Genomic DNA, 18915 nt, shown 5'->3' on the forward strand with positions numbered 1-18915 from the left:
GACCCGGACACCGCAGCAGTGCCGAGGCCGCGCCACGAGCCGGACTCCGCCGCGACGGACGCGCTCGCCGTCGAGCCGGCCGCGCCGGACGGGCCGAAGGGCCGGCACATCAGCGACGTCCTGGCGGCCCTGGTGCTGCAGTCCCGGGACGGTGCGCTGCTGCCCTCCGAGCGGGTCCTGGCCGAGCGGTTCGGGGTGGCCAGGATGACCGTCCGCGGCGCCCTGGGCGAGTTGGAGAACCAGGGCCTGGTCCATCGCGTCGCCGGCCGGGGCACCTTCGTCCGGCAGCCGGCCCTGACCCATTCCGACATCTTCCGGTCGTTCAGCGAGGAGATGCGGATCCGCGGCCTGACCCCAGGCGCACGGAGTTTCCGGGCTCGGACCAGGCCGGCCGCGCGGGCGGTGGCGGCACGGCTCGGGATCGAGCCGGGAGCACCGGTGCACGCGATCGAACGGGTCCGGACCGCCGACGGCGTACCGATGGCCCTGGAACGGACCAATCTCTCGGCCGACCGATTCCCGGACCTGCTCGCCGCGCTGGGCCGGGACAACTCCCTCTACGACCTGCTCGCGAGCCGGTTCGGGGTGCGGCTGGAGTCGGCCGAGCAGACCGTCGCCATCGCGCGGCTGACCGCGGCCCAGGCCCGCCGGCTCGAGGTCGCCGAGCAGGATCCGGCGTTCCTGATCGAGCGCGCGGCGCTGGACAGCATGGGCCACGTGATCGAGTTCGGCCGGTCCCTCTATCGCGGCGACCGGTACTCGGTCCGGATGCACGTCGGCAGTCCGTCCGGCCGCTGAGTGAACCCTCGGGGAACTCTCGCTCTCGTACCGAACAACCCCTTGGCCTAGACCAGGCCGCCGTGTTACGTTCGCCGCGAATACCGGTCTAGACAGGAATCATCGACGCCGAGGATGTGTGTGATGAAGATCAGGTACGTACTCCTGGCCATGATCGCCTGCGCGGCGATGGCGGCCCCGATCATGAGCCTCCCGAGCCAGTCCGCCGACGCCGCCACTCAGCGGCAGGATCGCCGGATTCGCTTTCTGGACTTCAATTTCGCCGGCAACGGGTTCAACGGCGGCAGCACCGGGGCACCGGTGACCGACACCGTGGCGAAGATCGCCGAGCAGCGCGCGGAGATCATCGGGCTGAACGAGATGTGCTACACGCAGTGGGTCGCGCTGCGTGATCAACTCAAGGCGAAGCCCGGCTACGCGGGGCTGACCGAGCACGTCGTGGTGACGAACTACAACATCACGAACTGTGTCGATCCGGTGGTCAACCCGGAGGGCTGGTACGTGATGGGACTGCTCAGCAGGTACGACTCGGAGCGGGTCCAGTTCGGCGACACGCCCTATCTCGATCTTGGCTACCACTACCGGCAGCGCTTCCGGAAGCTGGTCTGCGCCGATGTCGCGGTGCCGCGGGCGAAGGCCGTCCGGGCCTGCGTGACGCATACCGAGGTGCCCCTGGTGTTGATCAACGAGACCTCCTTCCCGGGCGACCCGGCCATCGCCGACGATCCGCACTACGGCCGGTCGGTCAACTACGCCCAGGCGAAGCTGATCGGCGAGACGCTGACGCCGATGACGAAGCGGATGCCGGTGGTCCTGATGGGCGACCTGAACGAGCTGCCCTTCCTGCCTTCGCTGGACTTCTTCTACTCCCGCTGTGGCGGCAAGGGGGTGTTCGAGGAGGTCGACGGCCGGGATCCGCGCTGGCGCGGCAACGTCCGGGAGTTCAACCTCGGCACCGAGGACTGCCCGCTCCGGCAGGGCGAGTGGACGATGGGCGCCGAGGGCAATCCCGATCAGTACGACAAGCCGTATTCGAGCAATCGCCACATCGACTACATCTTCGTCGATCAACGGCACTTCAAGGTCGGCCCGGACTCCGGCTGGGTGATCACGACGCCGTACTCGGATCACCGGATCGCCGTCGGCGACGTGATCTTGAAGCGTTGAGGGGAGTCCGATCATGCGTGGGACGACCAGGCTGGCAGCGGCGCTCGGGCTCCTGATGGTGCTGGTGGCGGGCGCGCTACCGGCGCACGCCGCGGAGCAGCGGACCTTCACCGTGTGGGACTGGAACATCACCGGCAACATCTGGCACCAGGGCTCCACCACGGACGGCATCGTGGCGGCCGTGGTGGACTCGATCATCGACAGCGACGCCGACTTCGCCTCGCTGAACGAGGTCTGCTGGAACCAGTACAAGGCGATCCAGACCCAGCTCGCCGCCCGCGGCTGGCCGGCCTCGGCCGACTTCGCCCGCTTCGCGGCCACCCGCGACGATCCGGTCCCCGGGCTCTGCAACGGCGCGGAGACGTTCGGCCAGGCGCTGTTCAGTCGTGCGGATCTCGGCAACTCCCATCAGTACGTGTTGCCGGATGACGGCAAGCTGGGCACCAAGAAGCTGCTCTGCGCACCGCTCCAGGCGGACCCGCTGATGAAGTTCTGCACGGTCCACATCACCACCGTGACCGGAGCGGCCGCGCCGCAGCTGAACCGGGTGCTGGAACTGCTGAACGGTTTCCACGCAGCCGGCGAGACGTACCTGATCGCCGGCGACTTCAACGCCCAGCCGCACTACGACCGGCTGAACGGCTACTACGCGCCGTCGGTGAACACGACCTACAACGCCGACAACACCGGCGCCCACCGCGAACTCGACGACGACGACCCGGCCAACTGCCCGGGGTACGGCGCGTGGACAGCCGATGTGGTGCCGGACGATCCCAACCGCTGTGCCGAGGGACGGTGGAAGGTTGACTCGATCTTCGTCCGCGAGTCCTGGATCGTCGGCGCGTACGAGGCCCGGGCGCTGGACATCCCGGCGACCTGCACGGGCCTGCCGAAATGTTCGGACCATCGGGCGATCGTCGGCACGGTGACCGTGCGGATCGGCTGATGCGTAACGATGTAATGGGATCGTGACGTCCGGCCCGGTCGTCTGCGGACCGGACCGGGTGACAATTGGGAAAGGGCCTTCCCAAATTGCTCCAGGGGGACCCGCCGGACCTGTCCCCGTTCTGTACTTGGGGGTGCGGGGACGGTTCCGGCCAAGACCTCAGCCGAACTCGTGCCGCCCGGCGGCCAACCGCCTCGGCTCGGCACCGGCCGCCGTGACCCGCAGCGGCCGGTCGGTGATCACCGTGTACCGCAGCCGCGATCCCTCCCGTCGCCAGGCGACCTCGACCTGACCATCGGGGCCGATCGGCAGCACGCCGCGGGCACGGTCGAGCGATCCCGGGTTCGGCCGGATGACCAGCTCGGTGCCGCCGACCACCCGCGCACCGAGGACGTACCGGGTGAGTTGCCAGGTCGGCGCGCCGCTCCAGAAGTGGCACTGGCTCCAGCGGTCGTCGAAGACCTCCCACCAGGTGGTCGCGCCGCGGTCCAGCATCCAGCCCCAGCCCTGTCTCCAGAAGCCGATCGCGTCGTCGGTACGGCCCGCGTCGAGCAACACCGGCATCGAGTAGTTGGTGAAGTACGGCGTCACCACGGACCGGTCGACCCGGCCGGGGTCGCGCAGCCTGGGAGCCGCCGGATCGAAGGGGAAGCCGGCCCGGAGATGATCATGGACCACCGGGGCCGCCCGGTCCAGCGGGACCAGGCCGGCCAGGTGGCCGAGGGCGGCGGCGTGGTAGTCCAGCGGCCGCGCCGGATCGCCGAGCTGCCGGCGGAGCAGGCCGGCCAGTCGGTCCCGGCGATTCCGTACCTCATGATCATCGGGGCGGCCGAGCCGGTGCTGCCAGCCGAGCCAGGCGTCCAGACCACGCAGGACGTGCAACAGCGTCGCGACGTCCGGCCGCCCCGACTCCGGCGCGTGGCCCCAGTCGACGAAACTCCAGGGCAGCGTGGTCGATCCGTCGTTGTCGATCATGGCGAGCAGGGCCGCGGCGTTGGCCCGGCCGGCCGGCTCGAGCTCCCGCAGGACGGCATCGTCGCCGGTCGCCTCGGCCTGGTGCAGACAGACGTTGAACCATTGCGCGGCGTAGGTGCCGACGTAGATCGGCTCGCCGGGCACGCAACCGGCCACCAGCCCGTCCTCGCGCGCGCACGCGGCGGCGTGCAGCAAGGCGCGGTGCACCAGCCGTTGATCACCCCAGCCGACCGCGAGCAGGTCCACCGCGGAGGCCATCACATCGCCGACCCACTCGCCGCGCTCCCGGATCGAGTCGATCAGCACGTCCTCGGCGCAGGCCCGCAGCGTGTCCAGCCCGACCTGCCAGATCCGGTTCAGCAGCGGTTCGTCACACTCGAACGTGCCGCGGGGCGGGCCGAGGAAGTCGCGGTCGCGGAAGCCGGCCTCGCCGATCCTGGCGTCACCGGTGACCCGGACCTCGACGTAGCGGCCGCCGAGGGCGCCGAACGGCTCGATCCTGGTCCGGCCCGCCGGCACCGCGTAGCGCTGGACCATCCGGGTCGGCCCGGTGGACAGCGCGACGACCGGCGCCACCCGGCCGTGCGGATCGAGCCGGTCCGCGTAGCCGAGGGTGATCACGGCCGGCCGGTCGGTCTCGACGGTGAGTTCGAGGTGGCCGATCCGGATCCGGCCGAGGTCGTAGCGGACCCAGCTGCCGTCATGATCATCACGGTCCGGCGGGTCGAGATCGGCCAGCACGAACTGCATCGCGGGATCGTCGAAACGGTAACCGGTGAAGGATTCCCGGTACCGGCCGCGGCCGATCTCCCGGGGTTCGACGAGGGGTAGATCGGGCAGGTCGATCACGCCGGGCCGCGGCTCGCCGAGCGCCTCGGCCAGCCCGGTCGCCGGCACCGGGGCGACCCAGTGATCATCGCAGAGCTCGGCCACGGGCCTGGTCCGCCAGGCCGGGTCCAGCGGCTCGTCCAGCCACTCCAGCCAGTCCAGCAGGGGACTGGTCCGCAGCCCGGTCGCCGCGTACTCACCGAGTCGCCGGCAGCACCAGTCCAGCGCCAACACGGTCCCGTCCTCGGTCACGGCCTCGACCCAGAGGAACGACGGCAGCCCCGGGGTCATCCGGCCGACCAGCCCGCCGCCGGACGCCTGGACCGCGAGCCGATGCGGCCCGGCGTCCAGCCGGACCCGCCGGCTCGCGTACTCGGGGCGGGCGGCGGCGTAGCGGAGCGGCCCGTACCCGATCGGGGTGCCGTCGACCCAGAGCCGGAAGTTCGCCGCGGCCTGGAGCCGGACCGTCAGCTCGGTCGGCGCGGTCAGCTCGAGGTCGGCCCGGAAAGCCGCCTGGACGTCGCCGTCGGGGGCGTCGGGCAGCCACCAGCCGTCGAACATGATCATGACCTCCAGTCGTCGAACCGGCCGGGTCCGGTGATCACGGCGGTGCCGCCGCCCAGCTCCTCCGGTACGGTCACGTCGGCGACGACGCCCGCCGGCAGCGTGATCACGAAGCGGTCCTGCTGCGGATCGAGGTGGACCTGCACCGCGCCGTGCGGCGTCATGGTCCAGCCTGAGACGTACGGCAGCCCGGCGGTGGTCGGCCGGATGATCAACCGGTCCCCGCCGGGCTCGGCCGGCTCGACGCCGAGCAGGCTGTCGTGCAACCAGAGCAGCGGCATCGCGCCCCAGCCGTGCGAGCCGGTGACGTCGACCGGCTGGGCCGGGTCGATCTCACCGTCGGCGAGCCCGAGGTCCTCCCGGCTCACCCAGTACTCCGGCAGCGGACCGCCGTACGGCCCCTGCAGCTCGACCGGTGTCGGGTTCCGCGGATGCCCGGGCAGATACGGCGCGTAGCGCTCCTTGAGGTGGGCGACCGCGCGGGCGCCGAACCCGTGCCGGGTCAGTCCGCGCAGCACCCGATAGCTCCAGGTCGGGTTGTTCCATCGTCCGATGCCGACCGGCGGACTGCCGTCCGGGGCCGGGAACGCGGTCTCGATCACCTGTCGCGCCTCGTCGTCGGTGAGCAGTCCGTCCAACAGCGGCATCGCCTGGCCGGCCTGGCTGTAGCCGCGCTGCTCCGTCGGCAGCGAAGGGCTCCAGCGATCCGCGACGATCACGCCGAAGCCGGGATGGTCGGTGACCAGGTGGTGCCGGCGGAACGCCTTCCGCATCGAGGCCGCGGCCGTGTCCCAGCGATCGGCGTGATCTTGGTCGCCGACCGCCCGGGCCAGCTCGGCGCTCCAGCCCAGCCGGTCGATGATCCACGGCGTGATCACCCCGCTGGCGCCGCCCTCGGGCACCGGCGCGTTGACCCGGATGTCGGCGAACACGTGGCCGGTCCGCCACAGCCCGTCCTCGCCGAGGTGCTCCAGGACGGCGTCCCAGTAGCGGGCCAGCTGCGGCAGGTAGGTCGTGATCAACTCCGGGTCGCGGTGCCAGCGGTAGTCGTCGTGCAGCATCGCGACCCACTGCACCGACCAGTCGTAGGGCGATGACGGGAACGGATAGTTGCTGGGGAAGAAGGGATGCAGGTCGCCGTGCTCGTTCTGACCCTCGGCCAGCGTCCTGATCATGAGCCGGCGCAGGGCGGTGTCGCCGAACCAGCGCTCGGCGATCAGGGCCCGCGGCCGGGCGTCCTCGATCCACTGGCCGTCCTCCCGGCCCGGCGTGTCGACGTAGGCGTCGCTCATCGTCACCTCGGCGTGGATCAGGCACAGCTCGACCAGCTGCTCCAGCTGCCGGTCGCCGCAACGGAACGAGCCGACCGGCTCGAGCGGGTGTTGCGAGGAGACGACGCCGAGCTCGTGCACGGTGATCGTTCCGGACCCGGTGAGGTGCACGGTCAGCCAGCGGGCGGTCCGCTCGTCGGGCAGTTCGTAGCGGCGCCGGCCCGGCGTGATCATGATCAGGTCCGCGTAGCCGGTCGCCACCACGCCGTCGACGTCGATCCAGCCGTCCGGCCGGACGTGGGTGCTGCCGTCGTACGCCGACGTGACGATCTCGCCGTAGCCGAGATGCAGCTCCGCTGTTCCCTGATCGAGCTCGACCTCCAGGTACGGGAAGCCGTGCACGGGGCGATGGAAGTCGACCGTGACGTACCGGGTGCCGCCGCCGGTGATCACCAACGGGTCGCCGGCGGCCCCGGGGACCAGCGCACCGGCGGCCCGGGTCAGCTCGGCATCCGGCCTGAGGTCGGCACTCGCCAGCAGGGACGGGCGGTCGGTCGGATCGCCGGACCAGGTCCCGTGCCGGGCGGTCCCGGCCGCGACGACGCCGCCCGGCCGGGTCACGTACTCCCGTTGCGGCGGGGTCTCCACCGGTGCCGGCCGGTCCGGCCACGGCCCGTCGTCGACGACGATCGCTGCGGGCCAGTCGTGATCATCGAAGTCCGGGTCGTGCAGGTCCGGCTCGGGCGAGCGGCCGGCAGCGAGCCGGACCGGGTAGCGGATCCGCGGCGTGTGATCATGAACGCCGAGGAACTGCGGGGTGGGTGCGAACTCGTCGGCGGCGTGCCACCGCCAGTGGGTCCCGGTGCGCAGCCAGGGTGTCGATCCGCCGCCCTCGATCCAGAGCCCGGCCCGGCCAGCGGCCGTGCGTTGGAACGTGGTGATCGGTCCCCAGCTGTGGTGCAGCACGACGACGACGTTGCGACCCGGACGCAGGAAGCGGCCGGCGTCGATCACCTCGGCCCGGATCTCCGGTTGGTGGAACCGGGTCACCTTGCGCAGCACGACCGTGCCGTTGATCATGACCCGGGCCGTGCTGTCGGCGGCGATCCGAAGCGTCGGGTCGGCCGGCACCCGGTCCAGGTCGATCACCGTCCGGAACCAGGTGAACCGGCCCGCCGGTGCGGGATCGCCGGCGTCGGACCAGATCCAGGAACTCACGCGGACTGCACGCCCAGCTGCTCGGCCGCCGCGTCCAGCAGTTCCTGGCCGCCGGACTTGCGCCAGGTGTCCACGTAGGCGTCCCACTCGTCGAAGGAGCGCTGGCCGAGCGCGAACTGGATCTCCGACTTCTGGCCCAGCGTGAGCAGGTCCTGCACCGGCTTGGAATCCAGGTGCAGCCGGACCTCGAAGTTCTCCCAGCGCTTCAGCTGTTCGACCTGCTTGTTCCACTCGTAGCCGTACTTGGCCACCTTCTCCTCGTACGTCTGCCAGCGCAGGGTGTAGCCGAAGAACTGCCAGTCCGCCAGGCTGGCCAGCGACTGGTCCTTCATGTACGGCGAGTCCGGCGGGATGGTGAAGATGTTCAGCCCGGTCTTCTCGTCGAACTTCACCTCGATCACGTCCTCGCCCCAGATGGTCGGCCCACCGCCCTGGGCGACGTCCCAGTAGTTGACGTTCGGATAGATGAAGGTGTCGATCATGTGCGCGATCCGGCGCAGCTTGGCCTCGTCGTCGGCGAGCTTGGCGTTGAACACGAACAGGCCGCCCGGGCCGCTCGGCGTCGGCAGCAGGCCCTCGGGGTTGCCGGGCGAGCCGACCTGGCCCAGCGGCGCCCACGCCTCGACCTTGGAGAAGTCGTTGTCCCGGGCGGTGTAGGTCTCGGTGGCCAGGTTGCCGCCCGGATACTGCACGAGTCCGAGTTGATCATTGAAGGTGCGGGTCTTGAGCTGCTCCCAGGCCGTCGTGTACCAGTCCGGCGGCAGCAGGTCCGCGGCGCGCAGGTCGTTGACGAACTGCAGGAACGCCTTGGTCGTGCCGTCGATCATCGGGTGGTTGATCTTGCCGTCCTTGACGTTCCAGCCGGGATGCCCGAAGGCGGCGACCAACTGGGCCATCATGCCCCAGCTGGTGCCGTCGCCGCCGGTCGCCATGAACCACGGACCGTCCTTGCCCGGCGTCGGGTCGTTGTCCTTGAGCGCCTTGGCGTAGGCCATCAGTTGGTCCGTCGTGGTCGGCGGGTCCATGCCGATCTCGGCCAGGAAGTCCTTGCGGATGTAGAGACCCCAGACGTCCGGGAAGGTGGAGTAGGTCGGGATCCCGATCATCTCGTCGTCGACCGTGGCCCAGTTCTTGAACGCCTCGGTGACGTACATGGCGGCCTGCGGCATCAGGCCGATCACGTCCGCGGCGTTGAGCAGCTGGCCCTGGTCGTACAGGGCCGTGGCGACGTCGCGCAGACCGGCCGGGATCATGATGAAGTCGGGCGCGTCGCCGGAGGTGAACGACAGGGCCAGCTTGTTCCGCATGTCGTCGGCGGTCAGTGAGGCGAAGGTGATCTTGGCGTTGAACTTCTCCTCGAGGAAGTCCTTGATCGGGTCCTTCGGCCGCGGGCCGTTGAAGGCGCCGACGGTCATCAGCGACATGGTCACCTCGGTGGCCAGATCGTCGTAGCCGTACGAATCCTCCGGCACCCGGGTCGGCACCTCGGGGAAGGCGGCCGGATAGCTGTCCGGGCCCTTCGGCCGGCCGTTCGGTGCCTCGCCGGAGCCGCCGGTGCCGCCCTCGTCACCGGGCGAGCAGCCGGCGGCGACGGAGCCGGCGAGGGCGGTGGCGCCGGTCAGGGCACTGAGCTCGAGGACGCGCCGCCGCGGGATCGGGGTAGGAGACATCATCGTGTCCTTTCGATGAAGGAGTACGTGCCCTGAGCCTGTCGAGGGGCCTCGGGCGGAATCGTGGTGATCATTTGACGGCGCCCATGTAGACGCCGCGGATGAAGTGCTTCTGCAGGAACGGGTAGACCATCAGGATCGGGATGATCGCCACGACGACGGTGGCCATCTTCAGGCTCTCCGGCGACACCCGCTGGTTGGTCGCCAGCGACTGCGTCATCTGGTCGTTGACGACCTCGGAGTTGAGCATGTTGCGCAGCACCAGCTGCAGCGGATAGAGGTTCGGGTCCTGGATGTAGACCAGGGCGTCGAACCAGGACACCCAGTGCATGACGATGTTGAACATGCCGATGGCGGCGATCGCCGGCGCCGCCAGCGGGACCACGATCCTGATCAACATCTGGAGCTCGTTGACGCCGTCGAGGTAGGCGGCCTCGGTCAGCTCGCGCGGGATGTTCTCGATGAACATCTTGATCACCAGCAGTCCGAACGCGTCCACCGCGGTCGGCAGGATCAGGGACCAGACCGTGTTGAGCAGTTGCAGGTCGTGCATCACCAGGTAGGAGGGGATCAGCCCGCCGCGGAACAGGATCGTGGCCACCACGAACATCAGCAGGATGTTCCGGCCCGGCAGGTCCTTGCGGGACAGGACGAACGCGCCGATCACGGTGAGCACCAGGGTGAGCAGCGGCCCGACCACGGCCCGGAACACGGACACCCCGATCGAGCGCCAGAGGATCTCCGAGGTGAGCAGCCGCCGGTAGGCCTCCAACGTCGGCTCCTGCGGGATGATCACGAAGTAGTTCCGCTTGATCAGCTCGCCCTGGGAAGTGAGCGACATGCCGATCACGTACACCAGGGGCAGCAGCGCGGAGAGGACGATCATGGCGACCACGAAGTGGATCACCACCTGGTAGCTGGTCTCCGGGAGCGACTTGTAGCGTCTCAGGGCCATCGGGTCACCAGATCCCTCGTCCGGTGGCCCGCCGGGCCACGTAGTTCGAGCCGAGCACCAGGAACAGCCCGACGATGGACTGCAGCAGGCCCATGGCGGTGCCGACGCTGAACTGGAGCCGGCCCAGCCCCTCCCGGTAGACCCAGGTGTCGATCACGTCGGCGACGTTGTAGACGGCCGAGTTGTAGAAGGCCAGGATCTGCTCGCCGCCGGCGTAGAGGATGAAGCCGAGATTGATCGTCAGCACGAAGGTGATCACCGGCAGGATCGCCGGCACGGTGATGTAGCGGATCCGCTGCAGCGGTCCCGCCCCGTCGATCGCGGCGGCCTCGTACAACTCGTCGTCGACGGTGGCCAGCGCGGCGAGGTAGATGATCGTGCTCCAGCCGATCTCCTTCCAGATCCCGGAGCCGATCAGGATCGGCCGGAACCACGCCTCGGAGAGCAGGAAGTCGATCCGTTGCTGGCCGACGGCGTCGAGCAGGTTGTTGATCAGCCCGGAACCGGTCGAGAACATCGCGAAGACGATCCCGTACACGATGATCCAGGAGAAGAAGTGCGGGATGTAGATGATCGTCTGGCTGATCTTGGTGAAGACACGGGTGCTCAGGTCGTGCAGCAGCACGGCGAGGATGATCGGCGGGAAGAACCCGAAGACGAGCCGGAGCAGGCTGATCTCGACCGTGTTGGAGAACACCTGCAGCAGTTGCGGATCGGTGTAGATCTCGACGAAGTTGTCGAACCCCACCCACGGGCTGCGGGCGATACCGCGGCCCAGCTTGAGATCCTTGAAGGCGACGATGAAGGACAGGACGATCGGCCAGTACTGGAAGATCACGAAGTAGGCGGCCACCGGCAGGAAGAGCAGGTACAGCAGCCGGTACTTGATCATTCGTTGCCGGACCGTCAACCGCGGCCGGGACGCCACTGGAGCCAGCACCAGACTCTCCCTCTCGGCAGTGAGCGAGTCGCATCGATTGAATGGATTCAATCTGTGAAAGTCTCGCCAAGCCCGGCGGTGCTGTCAAGGGTGTCGAGTGATCCGGGTCACCCGGCGGACCCTCAGGGGGCGGAGGCTCGGACCACCAGCGAGGGCGGGAAGACCGTCGTGTCGTGCCGGTGCCCCTCACCCTCGGCGAGCTCGGCGAGCAGCCGTTCCACCGCGGTCCGCCCGATGGCGTACTTGGGCTGGACCACGGTGGTCAGCGGCACCGCCGCGTCCGGAGCGATGGCGAGGTCGCCGTAGCCGACGACGGCGACGTCGTCCGGCACCGTCACGCCTGCCGCGGCGAGGCCCCGGATCACGCCGATCGCCAACTGGTCGTTGATGCAGAAGATGCCGCGGGGCAGCGGGCCGGACCGGGCCAACCGCCGGCCGAGCTCCTCGCCGGCGGCGGTGGTCATCTCGGTCAGCTGGAACTCGACCAGGCCGGCCGGGTCCAGGCCGTCGGCGCGCAGCGCGTCGACGGCGCCGAGCCGGCGCTGGTTGCACTGCGGGATGTCGTGCGAGCCGTTGACGAGGGCGATCGGACGGGTCCGGTCGGTCGTCGTGGCGAGCAGGTGCGCGGTCGCGATCTCGCCGCCGCGCCGGTCGTCGACGACGACCGAGCAGCCCTGCGCCGGGTCGGCGAGCCGGTCGATCAGGACCAGATGGGCGCCCAGCGAACGGAGCCGCTCGAGCCGGGTCTCGTCGGCCGTCAGCGGTACGGCGAGCGCGCCGGCGGCCCGGTGCTCACCCAGCGTCTCCAACTGCCGGCGCTCCCGGTCCGGGTCGTCCTGGCTGTCGCAGAGCACCACCGCGTAGCCGGCCTCGTCGGCGGCGTCGGAGATGCCGCGGGCGATCTCGGCGTAGAACGGGTTCGTGATGTCGGGCACCACCAGCCCGAACAGCCGGTTGTGGCCGCGGCGCAGGGTCGCCGCCGCGTGATTGGGCACGAAATCGAGCCGCTGGATCGCCTCCAGCACCTTGGTCCGGGTCTGCGGCGAGACGATCTCGGGCCGGTTCAGCGTGTTCGAGACCGTCGCCGGGGACACCCCGGCCTCCCGGGCGACCTCGATCAGGTTGACCCCGCGGCGACGCGACGCAGCCACTTCTCGCCCCTTTCCTGCCCGGTCCAGCGGAAGTCTAGGAGGTCGGTTGGTCCTGAAACGCTTCAGGAGCAGCGTCGCTAGGCTGAGCCCATGACCCTGAACGATCCGGTCCAGCCGCGCGCCGTGCCCGGCACCGACCTCACGCTCAGCCCGATCACGCTCGGTACGACACCGCTGAACGACCCGGCGCTGGCCGAGGCGATGCTGACCGGGCCGTACGGTGCGATCGACACCTCGAACGCGTACGGGGCGGGGGCCAGCGAGACCGCGCTCGGCGCGGCCCTCGGCCGGCTCGGCGCCGACCGGCGCGCGGTGATCACCAAGACCGACGCGGAGCCGGGCACCGGCCGGTTCGACCGGGACCGGGTGCTGCGTTCCTACGAGGAGAGCCTGAGCCGGCTCGGGCTGGACCGGGTGCCGCTGCTGCACCTGCACGACCCGTACTCGATCTCGATCAAGGAAGCGTTCGGCCCCGGCGGGGCGGTGCAGGGGATGCGCGAACTCAAGGAGCAGGGCGCCGTCGACCTGATCGGCATCGCGGCCGGCACGAACAGCCTGATGATCGAGTACGTGAGCAGCGGTGCGTTCGACGCCGTGCTGACCCACAACCGCTACACCTTGATCGACCGGTCGGCCACGCCGTTGATCGAGGAGGCGGCCCGGCGGGACATGATCATCTTCAATGCGGCGCCGTTCGGCGGTGGGCTGCTGGCCGGCCGGGGCACCCGGTATGCGTACCAGGAGAGCTCGGCGGAACTGCTGGACTGGGTGCGCCGGGCCGGGACGGTCTGCACCGAGCACGGGGTCACGCTGACCACCGCGGCGCTGCACTTCTCGCTGCGCTCGCCGCTGATCCACTCGACCGTGGTCGGGGTCGGCAGCCCGGAGCGGCTGGAGCAGCTGGAGCGGATGCGGGCCACCGAGATCCCGGACGCGCTCTGGGCCGCCCTGGACGATCTCGGCCCGGCGCCGAGCACCGTCACGGACTGATCCGCCGGGGGAGTCGATCATGGAATCGCTGCGCCCGCGCGGCAGGATCACGTTCGCCCACCGCGGCCTGTGCGGCCGGCATCCGGAGAACACCCTGCCGTCGCTGGCCGCCGCGATCCCGTACGCCGACTACTGCGAGATCGACATCAGGGTCACCGCCGACGACCAGCTGGTCCTGATGCACGACGCGACCCTGCGCCGCACCACCGACATCGCGGTCGTCGACCCGGAGCGTGCCGACGACCCGGTGTCCACGTTCACCCTGGCCGAGCTGCGCCGGCTGGACGCCGGTCGCTGGTACGACCCCGGGGCCGGCACCGGGATCCCGACCCTGCGGGAGGCGCTGGAGCTGCTGGCCGGCACCCGCTGCGGAGCCCTGCTGGAGCTCAAGACCGACAGCATGGAGCTGGTCGCCGCCGAACTGACCCGCCACCTCACCGCGCACCCGGACGCCCGGGTGGCGGCGGCGTCCGTGGCGCCGGCCCGGTCGGCGGAGCTGCGTCGGTTGCTGCCGGACGCGACCCTCGGCGTGCTCTTCCTCGACGCCGGCACGATCACCGACGCCGAGATCGCCGGCTACGCCGAGTACGCGGACTTCCTCTGCTTCCGGACCGACCGGATCACGGCCTCGCTGGTGGACCGGGTGCACCGGGCCGGACTGTTGATCATGCACAACACCAACACCCGGGCCTTCATGGACGAGGGTGCGCGGGCCGGCGCGGACGGCACCATGACCGACTGGCCGGACCGCCGGGAGGATTCGCACCGCGGCGTCGCGGCGCCGATGATCGAGGCCGAGTCGCTGCTCGGCGTGGCCCGGACCTCCGGGCCGCTGCCCCGCCGGCGCGGTGATCACGGACTGGGCTTCAAGTTCTCCGGCCGGGCCGGGCTCGCCGTCGAGCTCGCCGCCGGCGACTGGCTCGAGGTGCCGTTCGTGGCCGACCCCGGCCGGACCGCCGTCCACTGCGTGCTGGTCCGCCACCCGGCCGGCGGGGTGTTCGACCTCGCCCTGGACGGAGTTCCACAGGTCGCCGGGTTCGACCTCCGCGGGCCGTCGCCGTCGCAGCAGCCGGTCGAGATCAGCGCAGCCCTGGCCGCGGGACCACACCGGCTGCGCTTCACCGCGGTCGATGCGGCACCGGGCACCCTGCTGCTGGACGGCTTGGCACTGCGCTCTTCCTGGCAGGGCGTGGAACATGTTCCCTGAGCCTGCCGAAGGGCAAGGCCCGATCCGGCTTGGCACCTCGACTGGCTCAGCGCGCGCGTTCGACACTGGCGCGGAGGCCTTCCGGTGATCAGCCGGTCGCCGGCACCGAGACCGTACGGGAATCCAGGCAGCCGACCGCCACGAGGGCGCCGATCGCGGTGAGCGCACCGAGGCCGATCAGCAGGCCCGGGTAGCCGGCGACAGCGAGCCCGGCGCCGCCGACGGTCGCGCCGGCGAAGACGCCGAGGCTCATTCCGGCGGCGTTCAGGGCCAGGGTCGGCGCGCGCCGGCTGGCCCGCTTGACCAACTGGTCCACCACGGCCGCGGCGATCACGGCGTGACAGATCGCGGTGGCCGCGGTGCCGGCGATCGCCACGATCAGGTTCGGCGCCGTGAAGATCAGCGCCAGAGCCGCCGTCGCGGCGATCAGAGCGATGATCAACAGCGGCTTGGCGGCGTCGCCGGCGAGCCGGGCCAGGGATCGCCCAGCGAGGAAGTTGCCGAGGAAGAACGACACCCCGCTGACGGTCCAGATCAGCGCGAACTGGGCCACGTCCAGTCCGAAACGATCATGGTAGAAGGCGGCCAGGAAGGCCAGCTGGCCCATGAATGCCGCGGTCCGCAGGAAGGCGATGATGATCAGGCCGGCGACGGTCCGGTCCCGCAGGACGGAGCGCAGGGCCAGTCCGGTCAGCGCGTCGCCGCGCCGCTTGCCGGAGGACGTCCAGGGGTTGCGGACCAGCGAGCCGGCGACCAGCAGCAGCGCGATCGCCGCCGTGAGCACGAGCGCGCCGCGCCAGCCGGGCCAGAGAGCCAGCAGACCGACCAGCGGTCCGGCCATGATCGCCGCGATGGTCTGGCCGGCGGTGATCATGGTCGCAGCCCGGCCCGACGTGGCCGCGTCGCCGAACCGGTCGGCCGCCAGCGCCAGCAGAGCTGGACTCAGCGCAGCGGTGGCGGCGCCGACGCCGAGGCAGAAGACGATCAAGGTCGGGTAGCTGCCGACCGCGCCGACCAGGCAGGAGAGGGCGAGCACCGCCAGCGCCACGGTACGGACCCGGAGCCGGCTCCAGCGGTCGATCAGCGGCGCCAGCAGCACACCGATCAGCAGGGCGGCGATCCCGCCGAGCCCGCGCAGCGTGCCGACCGTCGCGCTGTCGCTGCCGGCGTCGGCGGCGATCTGGACCAGGAAGGTGGAGAAGACCGTGAACGGCACCAGGCCGATCACGGCGCACACCAGCAGCGGCCAGATCGTGGCGGCGATCCGCCGGTCCGGCAGCGGTCCGGGCGCGCCGGCCGGCTCGTTGCCGATCATCGCGGTCGGCTTCACCGCTCCAGGTCCTGCAGGTAGGCCGAGAATCGTTCCAGGCCGTCCACGTTGCGCGGGCCGCTGATGCCCTCGTTGTAGTCGAGCACGAAGAACCGGTTCGCCTTCACGGCCGGCAGATCCTTGGTCTTCGGATCGGTCCGCAGGAAGTCGATCTTCTCCTGCGCCGGCTGGTCGTTGTAGTCCAGGATCATGATCACCTCGGGCTGAGCGTCGACGACGGCCTCCCAGGCCACCTGGGTCCAGCGCGCCTCGAGGTCGGCGAAGACGTTGCGGCCGCCCGCGTACTCGATGATGTCGTTCGGTGGCACCTGCTGGCCCGCAGTGAAGGGCTGGTCGGTGCCGGAATCGTACAGGAAGACGCGGGGGCGGTCGGCGTCCGCGACCTCCCGGGTCGCCGCGGCAACGCGCTGCCGCAGCTCGGTGATCACCGCCGCCGCCCGGTCCTCGACGCCGAAGATCCGGCCCAGTCGCTCCAGGTCCACGTACAGCCCGTCGAACGGCCGGTGCCGCTCCGGGAAGCCCGGGTAGTTGAAGCAGCTCTCGGCGTGCATGAAGCTGCCGATGCCGAGCCCGTCCAGGATCTCCGGCGTGATCCCGCGCCGGTCGCTGAACCCGGAGTTCCAGCCGGCGACGACCAGATCGCCCTTCGCGTCGACCACGATCTCCTTGTTCAGCAGGTCATCGCTGAGCAGTTCGACCTTCGCGTACTCGGCGGCCCACGGCGATTCGCTGACGGGCGGATTGGCCGGCGGCATCACGTACCCGCGGACCCGGTCGGTCAGGCCGAGGCTGAACAGCTTGTCCGCGCTGCCGCCCTCGTAGGCGATCGCGCGCTGCGGCTTGGTGTAGCTGACCTGCTCCCCGCAGCGCTGCACGGTGACGGTGTTCTCGGCCGCCGGTGGGGCGATCTGGGCGCCGCAGCCGGACGCGAGCAGGGTGCCGCAGACAAGGGCGATGCCGGCGCGTCTGATCATGATCAAGAGCCTTTCGGTACGGGATCGGAGAGGGTGTGCAACAGCTGCGGGCGGCCGCTGTCCGGGTGCGGGATGATCACGGTCTCGATGCCGAACACGTCCCGGACCAGGGACTCGGTCAGCACCTCGGCCGGCGCCCCGTGCCGGACCAGCCGGCCGTCCTGGAGCACCGCCAGCCGGTCGCAGACCAGGGCGGCGAGATTGAGGTCGTGCAGCACCACGAGCACGGTCAGCCCCGTGCCGCCCTGTTCGGATCGGCGGAGCGCGGCCAGTGCACCGACTTGGTGCCGCAGGTCGAGATGGTTGGTCGGCTCGTCCAAGATCAGGATCCGCGGCTCCTGGACCAGCACCCGGGCCAGTTGGACCCGCTGCCGCTCGCCGCCCGAGAGTCCGTGGATGCCGCGGTCGGCCAGGTGGGTCAGCTCGAGCCGCTCCATCGCGTCCAGGCAGAGCCGGCGTTCCCGCTCGCTCAGCGCCCGGTTGCCGGACTGGTGCGGCGCCCGGCCGAGGGCGATCAGCTCGGCGACGGTGAAGTCGAGGTCGGCACCGTTGTCCTGGGTCAGGGCGGCGACGTGGCGGGCCGTGGTCCGCGGCGGCAACCCGGCGATCGGCCGGCCGTCGATCATGATCACCCCGCCGGTCGGCGCCAGGGCCCGGTAGATGCAGCGCAGCACGGTGGACTTGCCGCTGCCGTTGGGCCCGATCAGGCCGACCACCTCGCCGGTGGCCACGGTGAGGTCGAGTTCGCGGACCAGGGCGGCTCCGTCGATCGTGACCGAGAGCGCGCTGAGTTCCAGTTCCATCTCAACGCCCTCCGAAGTGGTAGCCGCGGCGCCGGATCAGACCGACGAAGACCGGCACGCCGATCAGGGCGGTGATCACGCCGAGCGGCAGTTCCCGCGGCGCGACCACGACCCGGGACAGCAGGTCCACCCAGACCATGAAGATCGCCGCCGCCGGGGGAGTGATCGTGATCACCCGCGCGTGCCCGGACCCGGCCAGCAGCCGGACCAGGTGGGGCAGCACCAGGCCGACGAAGCCGATCGCGCCGCTGACCGCGACCATCGCGCCGGTCAGCACGGCGGTGATCACGAACAGCCGGCGGCGTACCTGGTCGGACCGGATGCCGAGGCTGGCCGCGGTCTCGTCGCCGAGCGACATCAGGTCGAGGGTCCGGCTGTGCCGGTGCGTGATCACCAGGCCGATGATCACGACGACGGCGAGCACCGGCAGCGAGGACCAGGTCGCGGCACCGAAGCTGCCCATCGTCCAGTAGAGGACGGTCGCCGTCGACTCGCTGTTCGGGACCAGGTAGATGATCACGCTCATCAAGGCCTGGAAGCCGAAGGAGAGGCAGACGCCGGTCAGCACCAGCCGCAACGGCTGCAATCCGACCTTGGTCCGCGCGGCCAGGAAGACCAGCACCGACGCCGCGGCCGCGCCGAGGAAGGCACCCACGGAGAGGGCGTGCACGCCGAGTACCGCGAGCAGGCCGAGACTGCCGACCGCCACCGCGCCGGCCGCCGCGCCGGAGGACACCCCGAGCACGTACGGGTCGGCGAGCGGATTGCGGACCAGGGTCTGGACGACGACGCCGACGCAACCGAGCCCGGCCCCGACCAGCGCGGCCAGCAGCACCCGGGGAGTCCTGATCTGCCAGATGATCTGGTACGCCGACGCCTCCTCGGCCGGCAGGGTCCCGCCGAAGATCGCCGCGGACAGGTAGCGGCCGGTCTCCAGCGGCCCGATCGCGGCCGGCCCGAGTCCGATCGCGACGATCACCGAGACGAGCAGGACCACGCAGAGCGAACCGGCGACGAGCCCGGCCGGGACCGTACGGCCGGCGGGCGGGCGTGAGCGGGTCCGGGTCGGCCGGGGCAGGTCAAGCACCCGACGATCCTAAACGAAAACGACAGTCAGTTGCGATTCGG

At 70.5% G+C, this 18915-nt stretch carries 15 protein-coding genes; 5 read left to right on the forward strand and 10 right to left on the reverse strand.

The genetic code is table 11. From position 1 onward, the window contains the following. The first annotated feature begins 18 nt into the window (after positions 1 to 18). The 3 genes from AC6CCG_RS06580 to AC6CCG_RS06590 all read left to right on the forward strand — a co-directional run bounded on the left by AC6CCG_RS06580 (position 19) and on the right by AC6CCG_RS06590 (position 2911). Entirely contained in the window at positions 19 to 798 is a 780-nt protein-coding gene (locus tag AC6CCG_RS06580) for a GntR family transcriptional regulator (RefSeq protein WP_496653673.1), read from the forward strand. Positions 799 to 921: 123 nt separating this feature from the next. Beyond that, positions 922 to 1965, forward strand: a complete 1044-nt coding sequence (locus AC6CCG_RS06585) for an endonuclease/exonuclease/phosphatase family protein (RefSeq protein ID WP_496653674.1) — start codon at positions 922 to 924, stop codon at positions 1963 to 1965. 13 nt (positions 1966 to 1978) lie between these two features. After that, entirely contained in the window at positions 1979 to 2911 is a 933-nt protein-coding gene (locus AC6CCG_RS06590) for an endonuclease/exonuclease/phosphatase family protein (RefSeq protein WP_496653675.1), read from the forward strand. A gap of 159 nt (positions 2912 to 3070) precedes the next feature. Here AC6CCG_RS06590 and AC6CCG_RS06595 read toward each other — a convergent pair whose 3' ends face one another. The 6 genes from AC6CCG_RS06595 to AC6CCG_RS06620 all read right to left on the reverse strand — a co-directional run bounded on the left by AC6CCG_RS06595 (position 3071) and on the right by AC6CCG_RS06620 (position 12483). Then, positions 3071 to 5281 (reverse strand): alpha-L-rhamnosidase-related protein, encoded by a 2211-nt coding sequence (locus AC6CCG_RS06595; protein ID WP_496653676.1) that lies wholly within the window; start codon positions 5279 to 5281, stop codon positions 3071 to 3073. Next, entirely contained in the window at positions 5278 to 7767 is a 2490-nt protein-coding gene (locus AC6CCG_RS06600; RefSeq protein WP_496653677.1) for an alpha-L-rhamnosidase-related protein, read from the reverse strand. The genes AC6CCG_RS06595 and AC6CCG_RS06600 overlap by 4 nt, the downstream gene beginning before the upstream one ends. Beyond that, complete coding sequence (locus AC6CCG_RS06605; protein ID WP_496653678.1) at positions 7764 to 9440, reverse strand: extracellular solute-binding protein; 1677 nt, start codon at positions 9438 to 9440, stop codon at positions 7764 to 7766. The genes AC6CCG_RS06600 and AC6CCG_RS06605 overlap by 4 nt, the downstream gene beginning before the upstream one ends. A gap of 67 nt (positions 9441 to 9507) precedes the next feature. Then, the gene (locus AC6CCG_RS06610) at positions 9508 to 10392 is read right to left on the reverse strand and encodes a carbohydrate ABC transporter permease (protein WP_496653679.1); all 885 of its coding nucleotides are present in this window, start codon (positions 10390 to 10392) and stop codon (positions 9508 to 9510) included. 4 nt (positions 10393 to 10396) lie between these two features. Then, the gene (locus AC6CCG_RS06615) at positions 10397 to 11332 is read right to left on the reverse strand and encodes an ABC transporter permease (RefSeq protein WP_496653680.1); all 936 of its coding nucleotides are present in this window, start codon (positions 11330 to 11332) and stop codon (positions 10397 to 10399) included. Between the two features lie 122 nt (positions 11333 to 11454). Then, complete coding sequence (locus tag AC6CCG_RS06620; protein ID WP_496653681.1) at positions 11455 to 12483, reverse strand: LacI family DNA-binding transcriptional regulator; 1029 nt, start codon at positions 12481 to 12483, stop codon at positions 11455 to 11457. 90 nt (positions 12484 to 12573) lie between these two features. Between AC6CCG_RS06620 and AC6CCG_RS06625 the strand changes: the two genes are divergently transcribed. Beyond that, positions 12574 to 13473, forward strand: coding sequence for an aldo/keto reductase (locus tag AC6CCG_RS06625; RefSeq protein WP_496653682.1), 900 nt, complete (start codon positions 12574 to 12576; stop codon positions 13471 to 13473). A gap of 19 nt (positions 13474 to 13492) precedes the next feature. Further along, positions 13493 to 14680, forward strand: a complete 1188-nt coding sequence (locus AC6CCG_RS06630; RefSeq protein WP_496653683.1) for a glycerophosphodiester phosphodiesterase — start codon at positions 13493 to 13495, stop codon at positions 14678 to 14680. A gap of 88 nt (positions 14681 to 14768) precedes the next feature. Here AC6CCG_RS06630 and AC6CCG_RS06635 read toward each other — a convergent pair whose 3' ends face one another. From AC6CCG_RS06635 to AC6CCG_RS06650, 4 genes are read right to left on the reverse strand one after another with little or no spacing between them, the layout of a single operon-like run. Beyond that, positions 14769 to 16010, reverse strand: a complete 1242-nt coding sequence (locus AC6CCG_RS06635; protein WP_496653684.1) for an MFS transporter — start codon at positions 16008 to 16010, stop codon at positions 14769 to 14771. Then, the gene (locus AC6CCG_RS06640) at positions 16007 to 16984 is read right to left on the reverse strand and encodes an ABC transporter substrate-binding protein (protein ID WP_496653685.1); all 978 of its coding nucleotides are present in this window, start codon (positions 16982 to 16984) and stop codon (positions 16007 to 16009) included. The genes AC6CCG_RS06635 and AC6CCG_RS06640 overlap by 4 nt, the downstream gene beginning before the upstream one ends. A gap of 2 nt (positions 16985 to 16986) precedes the next feature. Further along, entirely contained in the window at positions 16987 to 17787 is an 801-nt protein-coding gene (locus tag AC6CCG_RS06645) for an ABC transporter ATP-binding protein (protein ID WP_496653686.1), read from the reverse strand. 1 nt (position 17788) lies between these two features. Then, the gene (locus AC6CCG_RS06650; RefSeq protein WP_496653687.1) at positions 17789 to 18874 is read right to left on the reverse strand and encodes a FecCD family ABC transporter permease; all 1086 of its coding nucleotides are present in this window, start codon (positions 18872 to 18874) and stop codon (positions 17789 to 17791) included. Positions 18875 to 18915 lie beyond the last annotated feature (41 nt).

Source organism: Microlunatus sp. YIM B11417 (assembly GCF_059617205.1).

Coding starts and splice junctions, on each gene's coding strand:
- AC6CCG_RS06585 (WP_496653674.1), top strand. CDS start 922: ATGAAGATCAGGTACGTACTCCTGGCCATGATCGCCTGCGCGGCGATG.
- AC6CCG_RS06590 (WP_496653675.1), top strand. CDS start 1,979: ATGCGTGGGACGACCAGGCTGGCAGCGGCGCTCGGGCTCCTGATGGTG.
- AC6CCG_RS06595 (WP_496653676.1), bottom strand. CDS start 5,281: ATGATCATGTTCGACGGCTGGTGGCTGCCCGACGCCCCCGACGGCGAC.
- AC6CCG_RS06605 (WP_496653678.1), bottom strand. CDS start 9,440: ATGATGTCTCCTACCCCGATCCCGCGGCGGCGCGTCCTCGAGCTCAGT.
- AC6CCG_RS06610 (WP_496653679.1), bottom strand. CDS start 10,392: ATGGCCCTGAGACGCTACAAGTCGCTCCCGGAGACCAGCTACCAGGTG.
- AC6CCG_RS06625 (WP_496653682.1), top strand. CDS start 12,574: ATGACCCTGAACGATCCGGTCCAGCCGCGCGCCGTGCCCGGCACCGAC.
- AC6CCG_RS06630 (WP_496653683.1), top strand. CDS start 13,493: ATGGAATCGCTGCGCCCGCGCGGCAGGATCACGTTCGCCCACCGCGGC.
- AC6CCG_RS06640 (WP_496653685.1), bottom strand. CDS start 16,984: ATGATCAGACGCGCCGGCATCGCCCTTGTCTGCGGCACCCTGCTCGCG.
- AC6CCG_RS06645 (WP_496653686.1), bottom strand. CDS start 17,787: ATGGAACTGGAACTCAGCGCGCTCTCGGTCACGATCGACGGAGCCGCC.